We start from the raw sequence: 14978 nt of genomic DNA on the forward strand, positions 1-14978 counted from the left end.
CATTGCACCTGACCAAATTCCATACTCTTGAATGATCATTTTTTATTAAATGGAGGGAATGGGATTGAAATCCTGGAAGGGGAAAATTGATATATGATCAGCTACGAAAGATTTATTCTGGAAAACGGATTAGAAGTGTTGGTTCATGAAGACCATAGCACCAAAATGGCCGTGTCCAATATCATTTATAAGGTGGGCTCCAGAAATGAGCTTCCTGGAAAGACGGGGTTGGCCCATTATTTTGAACATTTGATGTTTGGCGGATCCAAGCATGTCCCATTTTTTGACAATACCTTGGAACGTGTAGGCGGAGAGTGCAATGCCTTTACCAATACTGATATCACCAATTATTATATCACCCTTCCTGCAGTTAATATCGAAACCGCATTTTGGCTGGAATCTGACAGGATGCTATACCTCAACCTCAATGATAAAACCATTGAAACCCAGAGGAGGGTGGTAATGGAGGAATTTAAACAAAGGTATATCAACCAACCTTATGGTAACGCCATGCACCATCTCAGGCAAATGGCCTACAAAACCCACCCCTATCAGTGGCCAACCATTGGCCGCGACTTGGATGATATAGAAGGTTATAACCGCAAAGACGTAGAAGACTTTTACCAAAAACATTACAGCCCAGACAATGCTGTTATTGTGGTGGCTGGGGATGTAAGTTTTGAACAAATAAAAGGATTAGCCGAAAAATGGTTTGGTAACATTCCTTCCAGAATGGGAAATCATCATAAAATTCCCCAAGAGGACATTCAAATTGAAAAAAGAACCCATACCCTCCTTGCAGATGTCCCCACAGATGGCCTTTATAAGGCTTACCATATTCCAGGCAGATTACAAGAAGGTTATCTGGAATGCGACCTGATTACTGACATTTTGGGCTTTGGCAGGTCTTCCATGTTAGAACAGCAACTGGTCAAAAACACCAAGGTCTTTGCCTCCTGCAATGCCTATATATTAGGAAGCATCGATCCAGGGCTGATGATCTTTTCAGGGAAAATGGAAAAAGGACAATCTGCAGAAGAAGCAGAAAAAATCCTAGACGAGGTGGTCCGTGGATTTATCAATAATCCCATAAGCCAAACCACCCTGGAAAAAGTCAAAAATCAGGCAGAAGCCATGAAAACCTATGAATCTGTCCAGTTGATCAACAGGGCCATGAACCTGGCTTATTATGCCCATTTGGGAGATCCAGACCTCTATCAAAGGGAATACGAAAAGAAAACATCCCTTACTGCCGACCAAATAATAGAAGTGGCCAAAGAAACCATTGTAGAAGAAAATGCTTCCGTGCTTTATTATAAAAGTGATGGAGCTGATTGATCGGTAGTAATTGGTTATTCAATTATTAGTTATTTAATTCCCCTCAGTAGCACACCGGCCCTATGCTACCTTTTGTGAAAAATAACAAGGAATAAATGGCAAAGGCCTCTTTCGATTTACAGCCCACCCCTGGAATGACCCCGGTTAATATTCCCTTAAGACTTGTTAGCGGCTATTGCCATTGCCCTTCATTCAGAGCAACTCAAAAATAATTTGATTAACTTCGCCGCATGAACACAAATTTTAGAATCGGATTTGGCTATGATGTGCATCAACTCCAACCAGGTTATGATTTTTGGTTGGGAGGTATCAAATTGGAACATTCCATGGGGGCAAAAGGGCATTCAGATGCTGATGTTCTGATCCATGTGATTTGTGATGCCCTTTTGGGTGCTGCAAACCTGAGGGATATTGGCTACCATTTTTCAGATAAAGACCCAAAGTATAAAGGTATTGACAGCAAAATTCTGCTAAAGGAGGTGATGAAGTTATTGAGGAATGAAGGCTATGAAGTGGGCAACCTGGACAGCACCCTCTGCCTGCAATTGCCTAAAGTCAACCCCCATATTCCAGAAATGAAAAAATGCCTATCCGAAGTGATGGAAATTCCTGAAAATAATGTTTCCATTAAAGCTACTACTACTGAAAAATTAGGTTTTGTGGGACGTGAAGAAGGAATTTCCGCTTATTGCGTGGCGTTAATTTATAAGAAGGACTGATATAACTAGATTTGAGAGAACCTTACCGTTGAAAATACAATACTTTGTACCTAGTACAATAAAGGGTATTTTGTATTGGGAATATGAAACATTAAAATTCCCAAAATCGAGGTTGGTCTTTAGTCCATATTCTTGGCTCTCGCTCCTAAAGCAAATAATAGGAAACCCAAAAGTACTTCAGTGAAATATTTAGAAATAACATTATGGACAAAAAGCTTAAGCTGATCGAAACGGAAGATGGGTCCCATTCCATTTATGTTCCTGATTTGAATGAAACTTATCATTCTTTCCATGGTGCTTACAGGGAATCTGTACATGTTTTTTTGCTTTATGGTTTGGAGCATTGGGCAGTACATAATCCGGAAAAGGAACCTATCAGAATTTTCGAAGTGGGCTTTGGCACGGGCTTGAATGCCTGGTTGACGCTGGTTTGGGCCGAGCAAAACAAAAGACCGGTCCTATACCACAGCATTGAGCCTTTTCCAATTCCCGAGGAAATTTATCAAAAGCTGAACTATACCCGAGTGGATAAAACCATCCAGCATTTTGAAGATTATTTTCAGGAACTTCACAAAGCCCCTTGGGACCATGGAGACGCCATTACTCCCTATTTCAATATGAAAAAAGAGCAAACCACATTGCAGGATGTGCAGCTATATCATTCCGATGTGGTGTTTTTTGATGCCTTTGCGCCCAGCAAACAGCCTGAACTTTGGGCCAAAGACCTGCTCAAAAAAGTAGTGGACCATATGAATCCAGGTGGCGTTTTTGTTACCTACTGCGCCAAAGGCCAACTCAAAAGGGACCTTGCAGAGTTAGGTCTAAAAGTAGAAACCCTCCCTGGCCCTCCCGGTAAAAAGGAAATGGTGAGGGGAAGGAAGGTTTGATGGCGTATTTGGGGTTTTTCTAGGGCTGAGTTCCGACAATGAAAAATTTTAGTCTCTACCACTTATTCTATCCTCCTAAATCTTTGTAGAATTAACTAGACCTTCTTTGAAAATAATTAAACTATTGTCTAAGTACCTAATGATATTACCTCTACCCCAATCCCTCCAATGAGTTCAAGGGAATATCTTGTTCTTTAGCATAATCCAAAGCTTTGTCCAGCACTTTTTGTGGAATGAGAAGTCCCACATTCAGTATAGGTGTCAAAACCCTATGTTTCAAAATATTTTTCCAAGTCCGACTTGCTGTTAAAGAACAATTGACTTTCCAAGATTTCCAACTCCAAGCCTTCTTGTCTGCCGGTTTTTCTGATCCGCATTTCCAACCAATTATCAGTTGGATCCAATAAAATAATCTTTCTAACTCTTTCACTTGCTAGAACTGGTATCAGCTTCCTAATGTCTGAAACATCTTCTTTTGAAGGCACATAATATACTTTCACTTTTTGACCTAACAGAAAATCGGAAAAAGCTTTCATGCTGGCCCTGTGAAACTAAAGCTTTTGCTTATGGTAATTGTATTGTCTAAAAAACAGGTGTTCTTCCACCAGATATACAGGATAACCATTTTCAAGTAAAGGATTTGTTTCAAACAATTGATTGGGAAAAATGATATTAACTGTTTTCATTTTTAATTGGGAAATCAAACGAAATAAATTCGTGCTTTTCCCCGTGACTTGTGGACACCCTTCTGTTTGCAGAGTTTATCTCCAAAATTGCTGATATATAAAGGAAATTAAAATCACTTCCTCAAATCCTCCAAAGACTTATATTTTCCAAATTTTTTCTCCACCGCCATGAACCTATAATCAAAAATCCCCTTGAGCTGTCTTTTGATAAAAAGGGTATTGGCTATATTTCCAATTAAACCAAAAGGAGGCTGATAGGTGACAATATCGGACATTAATACACCTCCACCTTCCAAAGGAGTCAATCGGTGTTGGTGATGCCAAAGGGCATAGGGCCCCACCCGCTGTTCATCCACAAAAAATTCTTTATCCTTGATATGGGTGATTTCCGTTACCCAATTCATTTTTATGCCAAGGAGCGGGCTTACTTTATAGCTGATGATCATTCCCGGGTACATTTTATCTGGAAGGTCCTTAGATGTTATATCAAAACCCATATGATCAGGGGTGATTTCCTTCAGGTTGGCAGGGGAAGAAATAAAATCCCAGACTTCATCAAGGCTTGCAGGGATTTTTTGTTCGGTAAATAGTTGATAATGTGCCATGGATCCGTTTCTTAATCTTTTTAACAAAGAACAGTTCTTCATTGAAAATGTTTTGGCACTACAAGTTTTGTCAGCTGTTTAACCACCAAATGCTAATATTGAGTACACTGGCAAAGCTAACCCAAAGGATATAGGGAATCTGTAAATAGGCTGCCCATTTATTTACTTTGTAAAAGCGGTTGATCATCAACAGGATTAAGGCCCAAAGCACCAAAATTTCCAGGGCTGCCCAGCTGGGCTGGTGGAAATAGAAAAAGATAAAGCTCCAACAAAAATTTAAAATAAGCTGAACAAAAAACAGGCTCAAAGCCAGGTTCCTTCCTTTGGATTTGGGGGATTCCCAAATCATGTATAAACCCAAACCCATAAGTGCATACAAGAGGGTCCAAACTGGCCCAAAAATGCTATTGGGTGGGTTGAAAATGGGTTTTTCCAAGCTGGCATACCAGGTTTGGATATTTCCGACATTGGCCAAGCCGGAGATGCTGCCTGCCATAATTATCCCAAGTATGTACATCAATAATCTTGGCCAGTGTATTTTTTTATGGTTATGATTTTTAGTGGAATCCATTATGATTTTTTTATACCCAATTAACTGAATTATTAAGATGGTTGAGGGGTATTGAAAATAGCTTTAAAATTAAAGTACCCAGTAGCAGAGGACCTTGGACTGTTTTCTGTGGACCAATATTACCATGAAAATTTTTTAAGCCCCTATTGAAATTTCAAGTATGAATAGGTTACCCCCTCATCGAAGACATTCCTCCATCCACCGGCAAAATCTGCCCGCTTATCCAGGTGGACTTATCAGAAAGTAAAAATGCCGCCATCTCCGCAATATCTTTAGGCTGTCCAATCCGCTTCAAAGGATGCCTTTGGGCATTGGCCTGACGTTTTTCTTCGCTGCTCAACAGGGATTCGGCCATAGGAGTGTCTGTCAAAGAGGGAGCAATGCAGTTCACCCTGATTTTCGGTGCCAGTTCCGTAGCCAAGGCCCGCGTCAATCCTTCTAATGCCCCTTTGGTAGCGGCCACTTGTGCATGATAGGGCAAGCCTAACTGCACCGCCACAGTGGAGAAAAGAACAATAGAAGCCAAATGGACTTTCTTCAGCTTGGGCAATGCTTTTTGAATGACCTTGACCGCCCCCAGTAAGTTTAGGTCCAAATCTTGTAAGAAATCCTCCTCCTTGATTCTTAAAAAGGGTTTCAACTGAATACTTCCTGGGCAATATACCAGCCCGTCCAAATGCTCCGGAAGTAAGCTTTCATCCCATCCACCCTCTTGAACCTTCAACTTAAATGGGGTAAAGTTTTCCTTTTTTTCTATTGGGTGCTGAAAATAACTTCCCCAGACCTGATGACCTGCATCGATTAAATCCCTGGTTAACTGTTTACCTATTCCAGATGAAGCGCCGATTACTAAATAATTTTCCATGACTTTAGAACCAGCTCTCTTTCAAATTGTTTACTGGAATTTACTCTGACTTGCGCGGTAATTTTTTCTGTCCAGAATGTTGATCCTGACAGAAAAATCCAGAAGGCGGAAATTTTGGCGTAAGTCATTTTTTAATTTCAGAATTCCATGATTTTTTAGTCCAAAATCTGAATTAACAACTCCTAAACCAAGAAACAGCAAAATTCTTAAAATAACCTAAAATAGAAATCCTTTGAATATGAATGTCTTACAGATTTTTTAGAATTTTACATACCTGTTTTTTATACGTTTATTTATTTTTTTTAACTATTAATAATCTGTTTAACACAGTTGAAAAAACGCGTGCTTACCCTTTAATTTTTTTCAATAAAAAGAACTAATTCCCTTTAAAAACAGTATTAAATATATTAGACATGGCCATGGACTTAAAAACAATTTGGAAAAAATACATTCCTTCATATGAAATAAGGAATGAACTTTCTTTTCAGCCATTGCTAAATTGGTGGGAGAAAAGATCAAAAGAGTCCTCGGGACTTTATAATATACAGCTAAAAAAATTGTTACAGGAGTCCAAGGGGCATCCCTTACTTTTGCAGGATAAGATCGAACTTGAGGACATATTGAATGATCCCGAGGCTTTGTCCTTTGTTGTCCATAGTATCTCTCCGGTATCTTTAGACCCGTCCAAACAATTATTTATGATGTCTTTACCATTCAGTATGGACATCATCCATGCATCCACCGGTTTTGAAAAGCATTTCCTTTGTGACAATGCTTTCTCTAATTCTTCTATAGGGGACAAAATGAAGGCCATGTATTTCACCAAAACGTTTATGGCATATAAACTTATTTTTAAAAAGTTTTATGACTTAGACATAGATGTCAAAGGAAGCTTGGTGTATGAAGTGTTGGATACCAAAAAAATCAAAAAATATTTCTTTTCGGAGATAAACACAGATTTTGTGGATGTCTTCTCAGAAATGGAATTGCCTGATAAGGCTATTATCTTAAAATCCTTTTCTTTAAAAAAGGGCCCTGGAAAAATCGAACTGGAAAATTGGAAAAAAATCCTTCCAATTGACCGGTTCATATTTAGGGGATTTTGTTTCATTAACCTTAGAGATATTACCCCCACAGAAAGCATTTATGAATTGAACAATGCCTTGTTGCACGACAACGATTTTTCTTCCCCTGGTTTTTTAGAAAATGTGGAAGATTGTGTAAAAAGTCTTTTGAACTGTAACCAAATAAAAATAGGCGTCGCTGCTTTTCAAAAGTTTGACAACAAATATTTGATATCGGACCGAAGGATAGCCAATAGCTTTTTGATCAAGCATTTATGCAAAAAAGATTGCCATGAAAGTTATGGTAATGTTGTGGAATTTCTTTCTACCGTAAAGTCCCCCATATTCTTAAATGATTTCACCCCCTGTGACCAAGCCCCAGCATCTTACCAGCACATCAGGGAAATTGGCATCGAGGAAATCATTTTAGTTCCACTTCAATATGGGGAAAATTTGGTGGGAGTATTGGAAATCTGTGCTCAGGAAAAAGGCATTTTGAACAACCTAATGCTAAAAAAACTCAAACCCATCAACCAGCCCCTGGCTATTGCCCTGCAAAAAAACATGAAGCAGTTTGAGTTTAAGGTCCAACAGATTATCCGGAATAATTATACCGCCATTCAGCCTTCCATAGAATGGAAGTTTAATGAGGTGGCAGTCAATAAAGTATTGGATCAGGAAAATGGGCTTACCACAGATTTGCAGCCTGTGGTTTTTGAACAAGTTTATCCTTTATATGCAGCCGTTGATATCAGGGACTCATCTTCCACTAGATTGGAATCCATTCAAAAAGACCTTCGCCAGCAATTGAACATGGCCTTGGACATTATCCATTCCGCTTTGAAACTAACCGCTTTACCGGTTTTGGAAAAAATGGCCTTCAAAATCCAGGAAATGTTGGATGATATCCAATTAATACTGGTTTCCGATGATGAATCAAAAATCAATAATTTCATTAACCAGGATTTGGACCCTTTATTCCATCACCTAAGAGAGGTCCAGCCCTCCTTAAAGATCGACATTGATGAATATTTCTCCCATTTGGACCCAGAATTAGGCGTGCATTATGATAACAGGAAAGCCTATGAAGAAAGCTTGGAAATGATAAATATTGCTATTAGCAGGCAGATCGATCAGGCACAGGTGGAAGCCCAAAAAATGTTCCCCCATTATTTCGAAAAATACAAAACAGACGGAGTTGATTATAACATTTACATAGGTCAGTCACTGGTAAATAATAGGGTATTTGACCCGATATATTTAAAAAACTTAAAACTGTGGCAGCTTTCCACCTTATGTGAAAGCGCCTTTGTCAGCCAATCCATCCAAGAAACACTCCCCATCCAATTGGAGACCACTCAGTTGCTTCTGGTACACAGTAATCCGCTTTCCATTAGCTTTAGGATGGATGAAAGGAAATTTGATGTGGAAGGAGCATACAATATCCGTTATGAAATTTTGAAAAAACGGATAGATAAAGCCCTGATAAAAAACACCAAAGAGCGACTTACCCAACCAGGTACCATTTCCATAATTTATTCACAAGCCAAAGAAGCAGAGGAATATCAGGATTATATTGGCTACCTGCAATTGAAAGGCCTGTTGGGTACTGAGGTAGAACAATTTGATTTGGAAGATTTGCAAGGGGTTAATGGCCTGAAAGCCCTTAGGGTCAAAGTAGGTAAACCACAGGCTATACCCTTCCCTCCCACAGAGCATATCAAAACTGAAAGCCAAAAGTAAAAGTAGGCAAAACCTCTTCTTCACCTATGGATATTGTACCTGTTAAAACCATCATATTCATAGGAGCCAACCAAATTCCTACCCCATAGCTATTATGCCATTTATTGGAATTTTCTCCCTCTAACCAAACTCTTCCTATATCATGGAATAAGGTAAGCCCAATGGTTGCTGGAAATAACCGGGTGGTAATTCTATTCAATTGGATTCTTGCCTCTGTGTTATTATAAATCATGGCATCCCCCATATAGCGGTTTCTCCGGTAACCTCTCAGGTTATTTTGGCCTCCCAGAACCTGGGCTTGAAAAAATTCATAATCCCCCCAGTTGACCCCACCCCCAAAACGGGTAGCCCAAGTAACCCTCGATGGGATCTGCCGGCTCCAATACAATGAAAGCTCAGAAATCCAACTGGCCAGGTCTTCACTATAATCATTAAGGCCCTGATAGTAGGAAAAAGAATGAAGGAATTTAACCCCTCTTTGGGGCAATTTAGGATGATCAGTATGGTCGATGACCAGTTGGGCATTTCCTCCTGAAAACAATTTTTCTTCATTCAATTTTTCGATGTCAATATCGGTTTGCCCAGAGGAATAAATAAACTTCCCGATATTATCATCTTCATCCATTTTACCCCTTTGAAATAGAGGACCTAGTTTAAGGTGAATGTTCTCATTATAATCTTTCCTTATCCAGGTGTTTAGTTTGATTTGATTATAGCGGGCCCGGTAATAGCTTGGTTCGAATTCATCTTTCAAAAATTCACTACTTTCATTACCATAACCAAAAAAGTTATTGACATTATTAGGCGCATTGAAAGATGCATCCCATTCCAAATCCAGGGTTCCGAACATATCTACCGCATGACCCTGGTAATAAATATTGGAAGCTCCGGTTTTTATGGCAATGTTTCCCTTGATTTCCTGTTGAATAGCATAGGGTTCTTTTCTAAATCCATGCTTGGTCCATTGAACTCCGCCTCCTATAAAAATGCCATCATCAACATTGTATTCTAAAGATGCCAATGGCATAAGCAGATCATATTTAAATGCTTTTCTGTCAAAATCATAAATGCTGGATTCTTTTGACTGAATTACTTTGGAGGATTTTCCCAATTTCATATCATCATCCTGCTTTTTCCAATGATAGATCCAATTGGCCTTTTTTCCCAGTTTACTTTCATCCACAATTTTATCTTCCTCCAATCCACTCAAAACCCTGACTTTGATTTTTCCAGGTCCCTCACCGGTAATAGATATTTCATCCTTTCCTCCCATTCCGTAAACCCTTACTTCTTTGGTTTCCCAAGGATCAAATTTTCTGTTGAAAATTTTTTGCTTGATATCGCCTTTCTTTGAAATCTTGCTGAGTTCCACATCCACTTTTCCATCAGGCTCATGCCTGATTTCAATCAACTCACTTTTATAGGTGCCATACACATCAACTTTTTTGGACAGGAATTCATAATATTTTAAAGCCTCTTCTTTTAGCCATGTTTTTCTGTGCTTGAGTTTGGCAATTATTTCTTCTCCATGGTGTTGATATATTTCTTTGGGCAATTCCTTTACAGCCCTTTCAATTACATCATCGTCCATCTGATCCACAAAAACATCTAATTCATCTTCCCAGTCCTCCTTGTCTAAATCATTCAAAAAAGAACGATCAAAATACCGGGCATTGAACATGTAACCATTGACATCCCGGAGTTCATAACCAAAGCCCTGGAATTTAGGCATGATCCATTTTCTGCTGGCTATTTTTGGGAAAAGGCCTTCATTGACAAAAAAGGCCTGGTCCCGGTCTCTAGGCATGGGCAGGAATTCCCTTCCTTTTTTCTTGACTAGGCCAATCCACCTCCATTGATCATCATGGCGATCCCAGTCCCCGATCAACAAATCCAATATCCTGGCCCTGAGAATATATTTTTGATTTAATTCAAAATCCTGATCTTCAAACCTCTTCCGCAACATCTTATCGGTGCTATAAAATTTATAATCCTCATCCTCCAACTCTTGAGGGGAAATTTCCCTGCCTTCATAAAGGTAGACCGCTCCTCCAAATCTCTCCTGGTAGGATCCCAATGCAGGATCATCCGGCAACCAAACCAGTTCAGGATTGGTATGGAAAACTCCAACTGCATCAGCAAGCGTTGGAATTATCAAAGCCCCATAAGGGTGAGAAGCTGATATCTGATCCTGGACAATATCCTTTGCAATTGTATTCCGGAGGGATTGTGGGATAGCAGATTCGGGATATTTTTCTATCGACCTTAATACAAATTCATCCTTATTCTTATCCTCCAAACGCAGAGAGCGGGTTTGCATTCCTCCACCTTTTTTCAGGATCTTCATTCCTCCTTTTTCCTTCTTCAGGTCAAAAGTCCGGAACCTAACTATCTGCCCCCATTCTGCCCGGTAATTTTCCCCATACAATTTTTCCTGGGATGCACTGGCATGATATTTTTTACTTGCAGCCACCTCTACAGAGTCAGGAAATTCCCTAGGGCCCTTAGAAAATGCTTTTTCCTCTTCATCATGATGTTGAAAAATGACCTTTTCATAAATTGGTGAAGTTCCATTTTCCAGACTGTAAAAATTTAATTTAACCTTCCCATCCTGAAAAAAATCCAAAGTAGAAAATCCCTGATTTTCATAGGTAAATTCAGCGGGATTTTTCCGTTTTATCCTGGAAGACTTAGACCCTGCCCCACTGACAATATATTGGACCCTTTGGTCAATGGTATATTCCAGTGCATGTTCATGGCCGGAAATCACCAAGGAGCTGGGGTGCTGGACCAAAATTTCTTCCAGGCCATTGATAAGCGTTTGATATTTGGGATGGGGCACATCCTGGATATTTCCCAAAAAAGTGCGGTATAAAGGATATATGGAGCCTATTATGGGAAGAGGCACATATAAATCAGGATTGGCTGAGGTTAATGGAAAAATATGGTCCTTCCAGCTAAAAGCGCCATTATGCTCTCCAAAGGTTTTCAGGGGATGGTGCATGACAAGCATGATCATTTTTTCCCTATTGTTTTCAAAAATATCCCTGATCCTTTCTAAAAGTTCTTCCTCCGATTTGCACTCACAATCTGAATCAATTCCTGGCTTTTCATTGGAATGTAACCACCATTGGCTGTCTATAAAAACCAATAGGGCTTCCTCATTGAAATTGGAAACATAAGGACCGGGGCAAGCATCTTTGGGCACCCAGTTTAAATTTTTAATATGCAGGGAATCGATAAATGCCTGTGACCTCAATATAGCTTCCCAACCTCCATCTTTGCCTTTTTTCCAGTCATGATTTCCGGGAATCAACCAAACTTGCCCCTCCACAAATTGCGCTGGCCAGACCTGGGCCTTTAGGATATTCTCGCTCTCCAATCGGGCTTCATCCCCAATGATAGGCATACCTTTGGGATAAATATTATCTCCAAGGATAATCAATTCAGACCTAACCTGCTCATCCTCTTCCTCCATTATTTGCTCAATTAAACTGCTTATTGGATGTAACCCATTTTCCAATTCCCCTCCATCACCGACTAAGTAAAGTCGCTGTTTTAATTCTTGACCATTTGCAAATGCGGTCAATAGAAAAAAAAGCAGGATGGGAATTTTCTTTATCATTGCTGGTTTTTCTTGTAGTTAAATTTTAAAATATTGGCATTACCATCTCTGGCTTCATTGGAAATAAACATATCTCCCATTTGATTGAAACAAATGCCCTCAGCCTGCTTGAATAATCTGGGATTCAATCGGAATACTTCCTCATAATCGCCAAATTTGTCCATAACCAATAACCATTTTCCAACCGAAGACAATACATAATACTTTCGATCTACCGGATTGAAGGCCACTGCTGATGGTTTTACGGTCAGCTTATAGTGCCTTTCTTCATTTAATAATTCCCGGATTTTCTTTTCGGTTAATTTAAAATCTTTGGCATTGGAAAACTGGTTGGAATTCAAATCAAAAAAGAAGGCACTGGCCACATTTTTATCCTTGTCCAAATTGCACTTTTTACAAAATAGAATTAACCTGTCATCATCATAGTAACCCAAGGCTTCCATATCTCTTTTTCCATTAAATGGAAAATCGTGTTTTTTAGCATCCACCTCTTTGGAAAAAATGTCCATAATCTCATAAATATCTCCATTGCTCTTCAAGGCAAACAAGCCCTTTTCGACAAAAAGGATATCCTCCACATCCATATTTTTTGCATACTTGCTCCTTCTGACCACTCTGTTGTCAGGCCAGTTCAGTTCATAAACAATGGCGGCTTCATCCTGAATGGCCCATATCCTATTTTCAGGGCCAATGGTCAATCCTGAAATTTCATCTAAAGCCATGGGAAGAATCATCTTTTCAGGTTGGTCCAGATCATAATTTTCAGGTGAAACATAAGGCCCGGGAAACCTATTTTCCCGTAATCCACAGGAATTGGTTAGTATAAAAATCAATAAGCATATAAAAATAAGCCGTTTCATGTTTTAGAATATTTATACTGTTAAATTTAATTGATTACAAGTATTTTTGATTATGCAGAATGCTAAAAATCCATTATTAGGAAAAATCGAAAGCCATGTCAGGGAATTGTTTGAAAAGTATGAAGGCCAGAAATTTAAATATCACAATTTAAACCATACCCTTGATGTGGTGGAGGCTTCTAAGGAAATGGCCAAAGCCTATAAGTTAATTGGTTTAGATCAGGAAGTATTACTTGCGGCCGCTTGGTTTCACGATACAGGCTGTTGGATTAGATCGAAGCTGGAAAACCATGAAAAGGAAGGGGCGGAGCTGGCACGGGAGTTTTTATTAGAAGAAGGCATTGAGAAAAAATTTATTGAGCGAGTTCAAAACTGCATACAATCCACCCAAATGCCTCAGTCCCCCAAAAATTTGATAGAAGAAATATTATGCGATGCAGACCTTTCCCATCTTGGTAAACCGGAATATTTTGACCGTTCCCTTCTTTTGAGGGAAGAATTGGTGCAATTGAAAGTGTTGGATATGGATGAACTATCCTGGCTTAAATCCAATTTGATTTTTTTGGGTAAACATGAATACCATACCGAATATGCGCAAAAATCCTGGACTCAAGGAAAAAGTAAAAACATGGCACTGCTTGTTGAAGAAATAGATAAAAGGAAAAAGTCCAAGAAGAAAAAACCAAAAAAGGAAAAAAGCACAGAGAGAGGGGTTGAAACTCTATTCAGGACCACCTCCAGAAATCATTTGGAATTATCCTCCATTGCAGACAACAAAGCCAATATCATGATCTCTGTAAACTCCATTATACTTACCATTATCGTGTCGGTTTTGCTGAGGAAATTGGAAGAATACCCCAATTTTATAATTCCAACCGTAATCCTTTTGGGCACCAGTTTAACCACCATGGTATTTGCCATACTGGCTACCCGGCCCAATGTAACCTCTGGCAGAGTTACCCAGGAGGCAATAGATAAAAATGAAGCCAACCTGCTCTATTTTGGCAATTTTCACAAAATGAGCCTGCAAGAATACGAAGAGGGCATGGGAAAAATGATGAAGGATGCGGAATTTCTATATGGCAGCATGACAAAGGACATCTATTACCTGGGAAAGGTCCTTGCCAAAAAGTACATCCTGCTCCGGAAAAGTTATACGGTCTTTATGTTCGGCTTCATCATTTCCATCCTGGCTTTCTTGGTGGCTTCCATCTTCTTTCCCGTTGATACTTATTAGGGTCGTTGGCCATAAGGTAAATACACCTCATCCTAATTTTTCTTGAATCTTGTTTCTTGGCTCTTGTTTCTTCTATTTCTACGAAAAAAACGCAAAATGAAACTCCAAAGAAACTCTGTTTTCTTTTAAACCTTAAAACTGTCCCATTATTTCCTGATAATTAATGGCCATATGACTGGTATCGTAAAATGCAATTCCATCTTTTACCAGGATGACCTGCGGAGACTCATGTTGAATTCCAAACTCCTGCTCAATGGCATCAGATACCTCCCTGTAAGACAATAAATCCAGGTAATAAGGGGTAACTACCTGGGAATCGCTATCCTTCCAGTTTCGCTTAAGCCTGTCCCAGGCCATTTGGCTAAGGGAACATTGGGTAGAATGCTTATAAAGCAAAACAGGTTGCAATTTGCTTTCTTCCTTGATCTGCTGTATCTGTGATATTTGGTTGATAGTTTTCCAGGACATAAATGAAAGTTGAATAAACAGTAAATTTTTACTTGAACACAAAGATAAGAGATTTCATAGAACCAATTTCTATTTCGCCCAGCCAGAAAAGAGTATCAAGAGGTACTGTCTCAAAATCCAAATTACTAATTGACCCTTCAATAATTGTTTATCCCCAATTACCTTATTACTTTTTTGCTTCAGGTAAAAAAAGTAATCAAAAAACCCCACCGCTGTGCATCTTTTGGCTAAAATTTAAGCCCTCTCACGCACAGCCAAACTCCTCCATTTTCCGCATCACCTATAGTTTTTTGCAGCATCACCATCAGAC

The 14978-nt window shown here is 39.3% G+C and carries 11 protein-coding genes and 1 pseudogene; 5 read left to right on the plus strand and 7 right to left on the minus strand.

The features are described 5' to 3' along the window. The first annotated feature begins 93 nt into the window (after positions 1 to 93). The 3 genes from QWY93_RS05930 (at position 94) to mnmC2 (ending at position 2944) form a co-directional block, all read left to right on the plus strand. A complete protein-coding gene (locus QWY93_RS05930) occupies positions 94 to 1338 on the plus strand; it encodes a M16 family metallopeptidase (protein WP_290247248.1) in 1245 nt (414 codons plus the stop codon). A gap of 230 nt (positions 1339 to 1568) precedes the next feature. Further along, positions 1569 to 2057: a 2-C-methyl-D-erythritol 2,4-cyclodiphosphate synthase gene (ispF, locus tag QWY93_RS05935; protein ID WP_290247249.1), complete on the plus strand. Its 489-nt coding sequence runs from the start codon at positions 1569 to 1571 to the stop codon at positions 2055 to 2057. A 203-nt stretch (positions 2058 to 2260) separates the two neighbouring features. Further along, positions 2261 to 2944: a tRNA (5-methylaminomethyl-2-thiouridine)(34)-methyltransferase MnmC2 gene (gene mnmC2 / locus QWY93_RS05940; RefSeq protein WP_290247250.1), complete on the plus strand. Its 684-nt coding sequence runs from the start codon at positions 2261 to 2263 to the stop codon at positions 2942 to 2944. 269 nt (positions 2945 to 3213) lie between these two features. Here the strand turns inward: mnmC2 and QWY93_RS19665 are convergent. The 4 genes and pseudogenes from QWY93_RS19665 to QWY93_RS05960 all read right to left on the minus strand — a co-directional run. Further along, positions 3214 to 3483 (minus strand): annotated as a pseudogene (locus QWY93_RS19665) (cryptochrome/photolyase family protein); the annotation flags it as partial. 260 nt (positions 3484 to 3743) lie between these two features. Next, complete coding sequence (locus QWY93_RS05950) at positions 3744 to 4277, minus strand: SRPBCC family protein (RefSeq protein WP_353959623.1); 534 nt, start codon at positions 4275 to 4277, stop codon at positions 3744 to 3746. Between the two features lie 28 nt (positions 4278 to 4305). Beyond that, positions 4306 to 4806, minus strand: a complete 501-nt coding sequence (locus QWY93_RS05955; RefSeq protein ID WP_290247251.1) for a TspO/MBR family protein — start codon at positions 4804 to 4806, stop codon at positions 4306 to 4308. Positions 4807 to 4975: 169 nt separating this feature from the next. Then, positions 4976 to 5671, minus strand: a complete 696-nt coding sequence (locus QWY93_RS05960) for an SDR family NAD(P)-dependent oxidoreductase (RefSeq protein WP_290247252.1) — start codon at positions 5669 to 5671, stop codon at positions 4976 to 4978. Positions 5672 to 6090: 419 nt separating this feature from the next. Between QWY93_RS05960 and QWY93_RS05965 the strand changes: the two genes are divergently transcribed. Further along, entirely contained in the window at positions 6091 to 8478 is a 2388-nt protein-coding gene (locus tag QWY93_RS05965) for a hypothetical protein (RefSeq protein ID WP_290247253.1), read from the plus strand. Here QWY93_RS05965 and QWY93_RS05970 read toward each other — a convergent pair. Both QWY93_RS05970 and QWY93_RS05975 read right to left on the minus strand, forming a co-directional pair. Then, a complete protein-coding gene (locus tag QWY93_RS05970) occupies positions 8456 to 12103 on the minus strand; it encodes a BamA/TamA family outer membrane protein (RefSeq protein ID WP_290247254.1) in 3648 nt (1215 codons plus the stop codon). The two genes, QWY93_RS05965 and QWY93_RS05970, sit on opposite strands and share 23 nt — an antisense overlap. Then, positions 12100 to 12963: an SdiA-regulated domain-containing protein gene (locus tag QWY93_RS05975; RefSeq protein WP_290247255.1), complete on the minus strand. Its 864-nt coding sequence runs from the start codon at positions 12961 to 12963 to the stop codon at positions 12100 to 12102. The genes QWY93_RS05970 and QWY93_RS05975 overlap by 4 nt, the downstream gene beginning before the upstream one ends. Positions 12964 to 13015: 52 nt before the next feature. Between QWY93_RS05975 and QWY93_RS05980 the strand changes: the two genes are divergently transcribed. Continuing rightward, entirely contained in the window at positions 13016 to 14200 is a 1185-nt protein-coding gene (locus QWY93_RS05980; protein ID WP_290247256.1) for a Pycsar system effector family protein, read from the plus strand. Between the two features lie 132 nt (positions 14201 to 14332). Here QWY93_RS05980 and ytxJ read toward each other — a convergent pair whose 3' ends face one another. Next, entirely contained in the window at positions 14333 to 14668 is a 336-nt protein-coding gene (gene ytxJ, locus QWY93_RS05985; RefSeq protein ID WP_290247257.1) for a bacillithiol system redox-active protein YtxJ, read from the minus strand. Between the last annotated feature and the right edge of the window lie 310 nt (positions 14669 to 14978).

Source organism: Echinicola jeungdonensis, assembly GCF_030409905.1.
Taxonomy (GTDB): domain Bacteria; phylum Bacteroidota; class Bacteroidia; order Cytophagales; family Cyclobacteriaceae; genus Echinicola; species Echinicola jeungdonensis.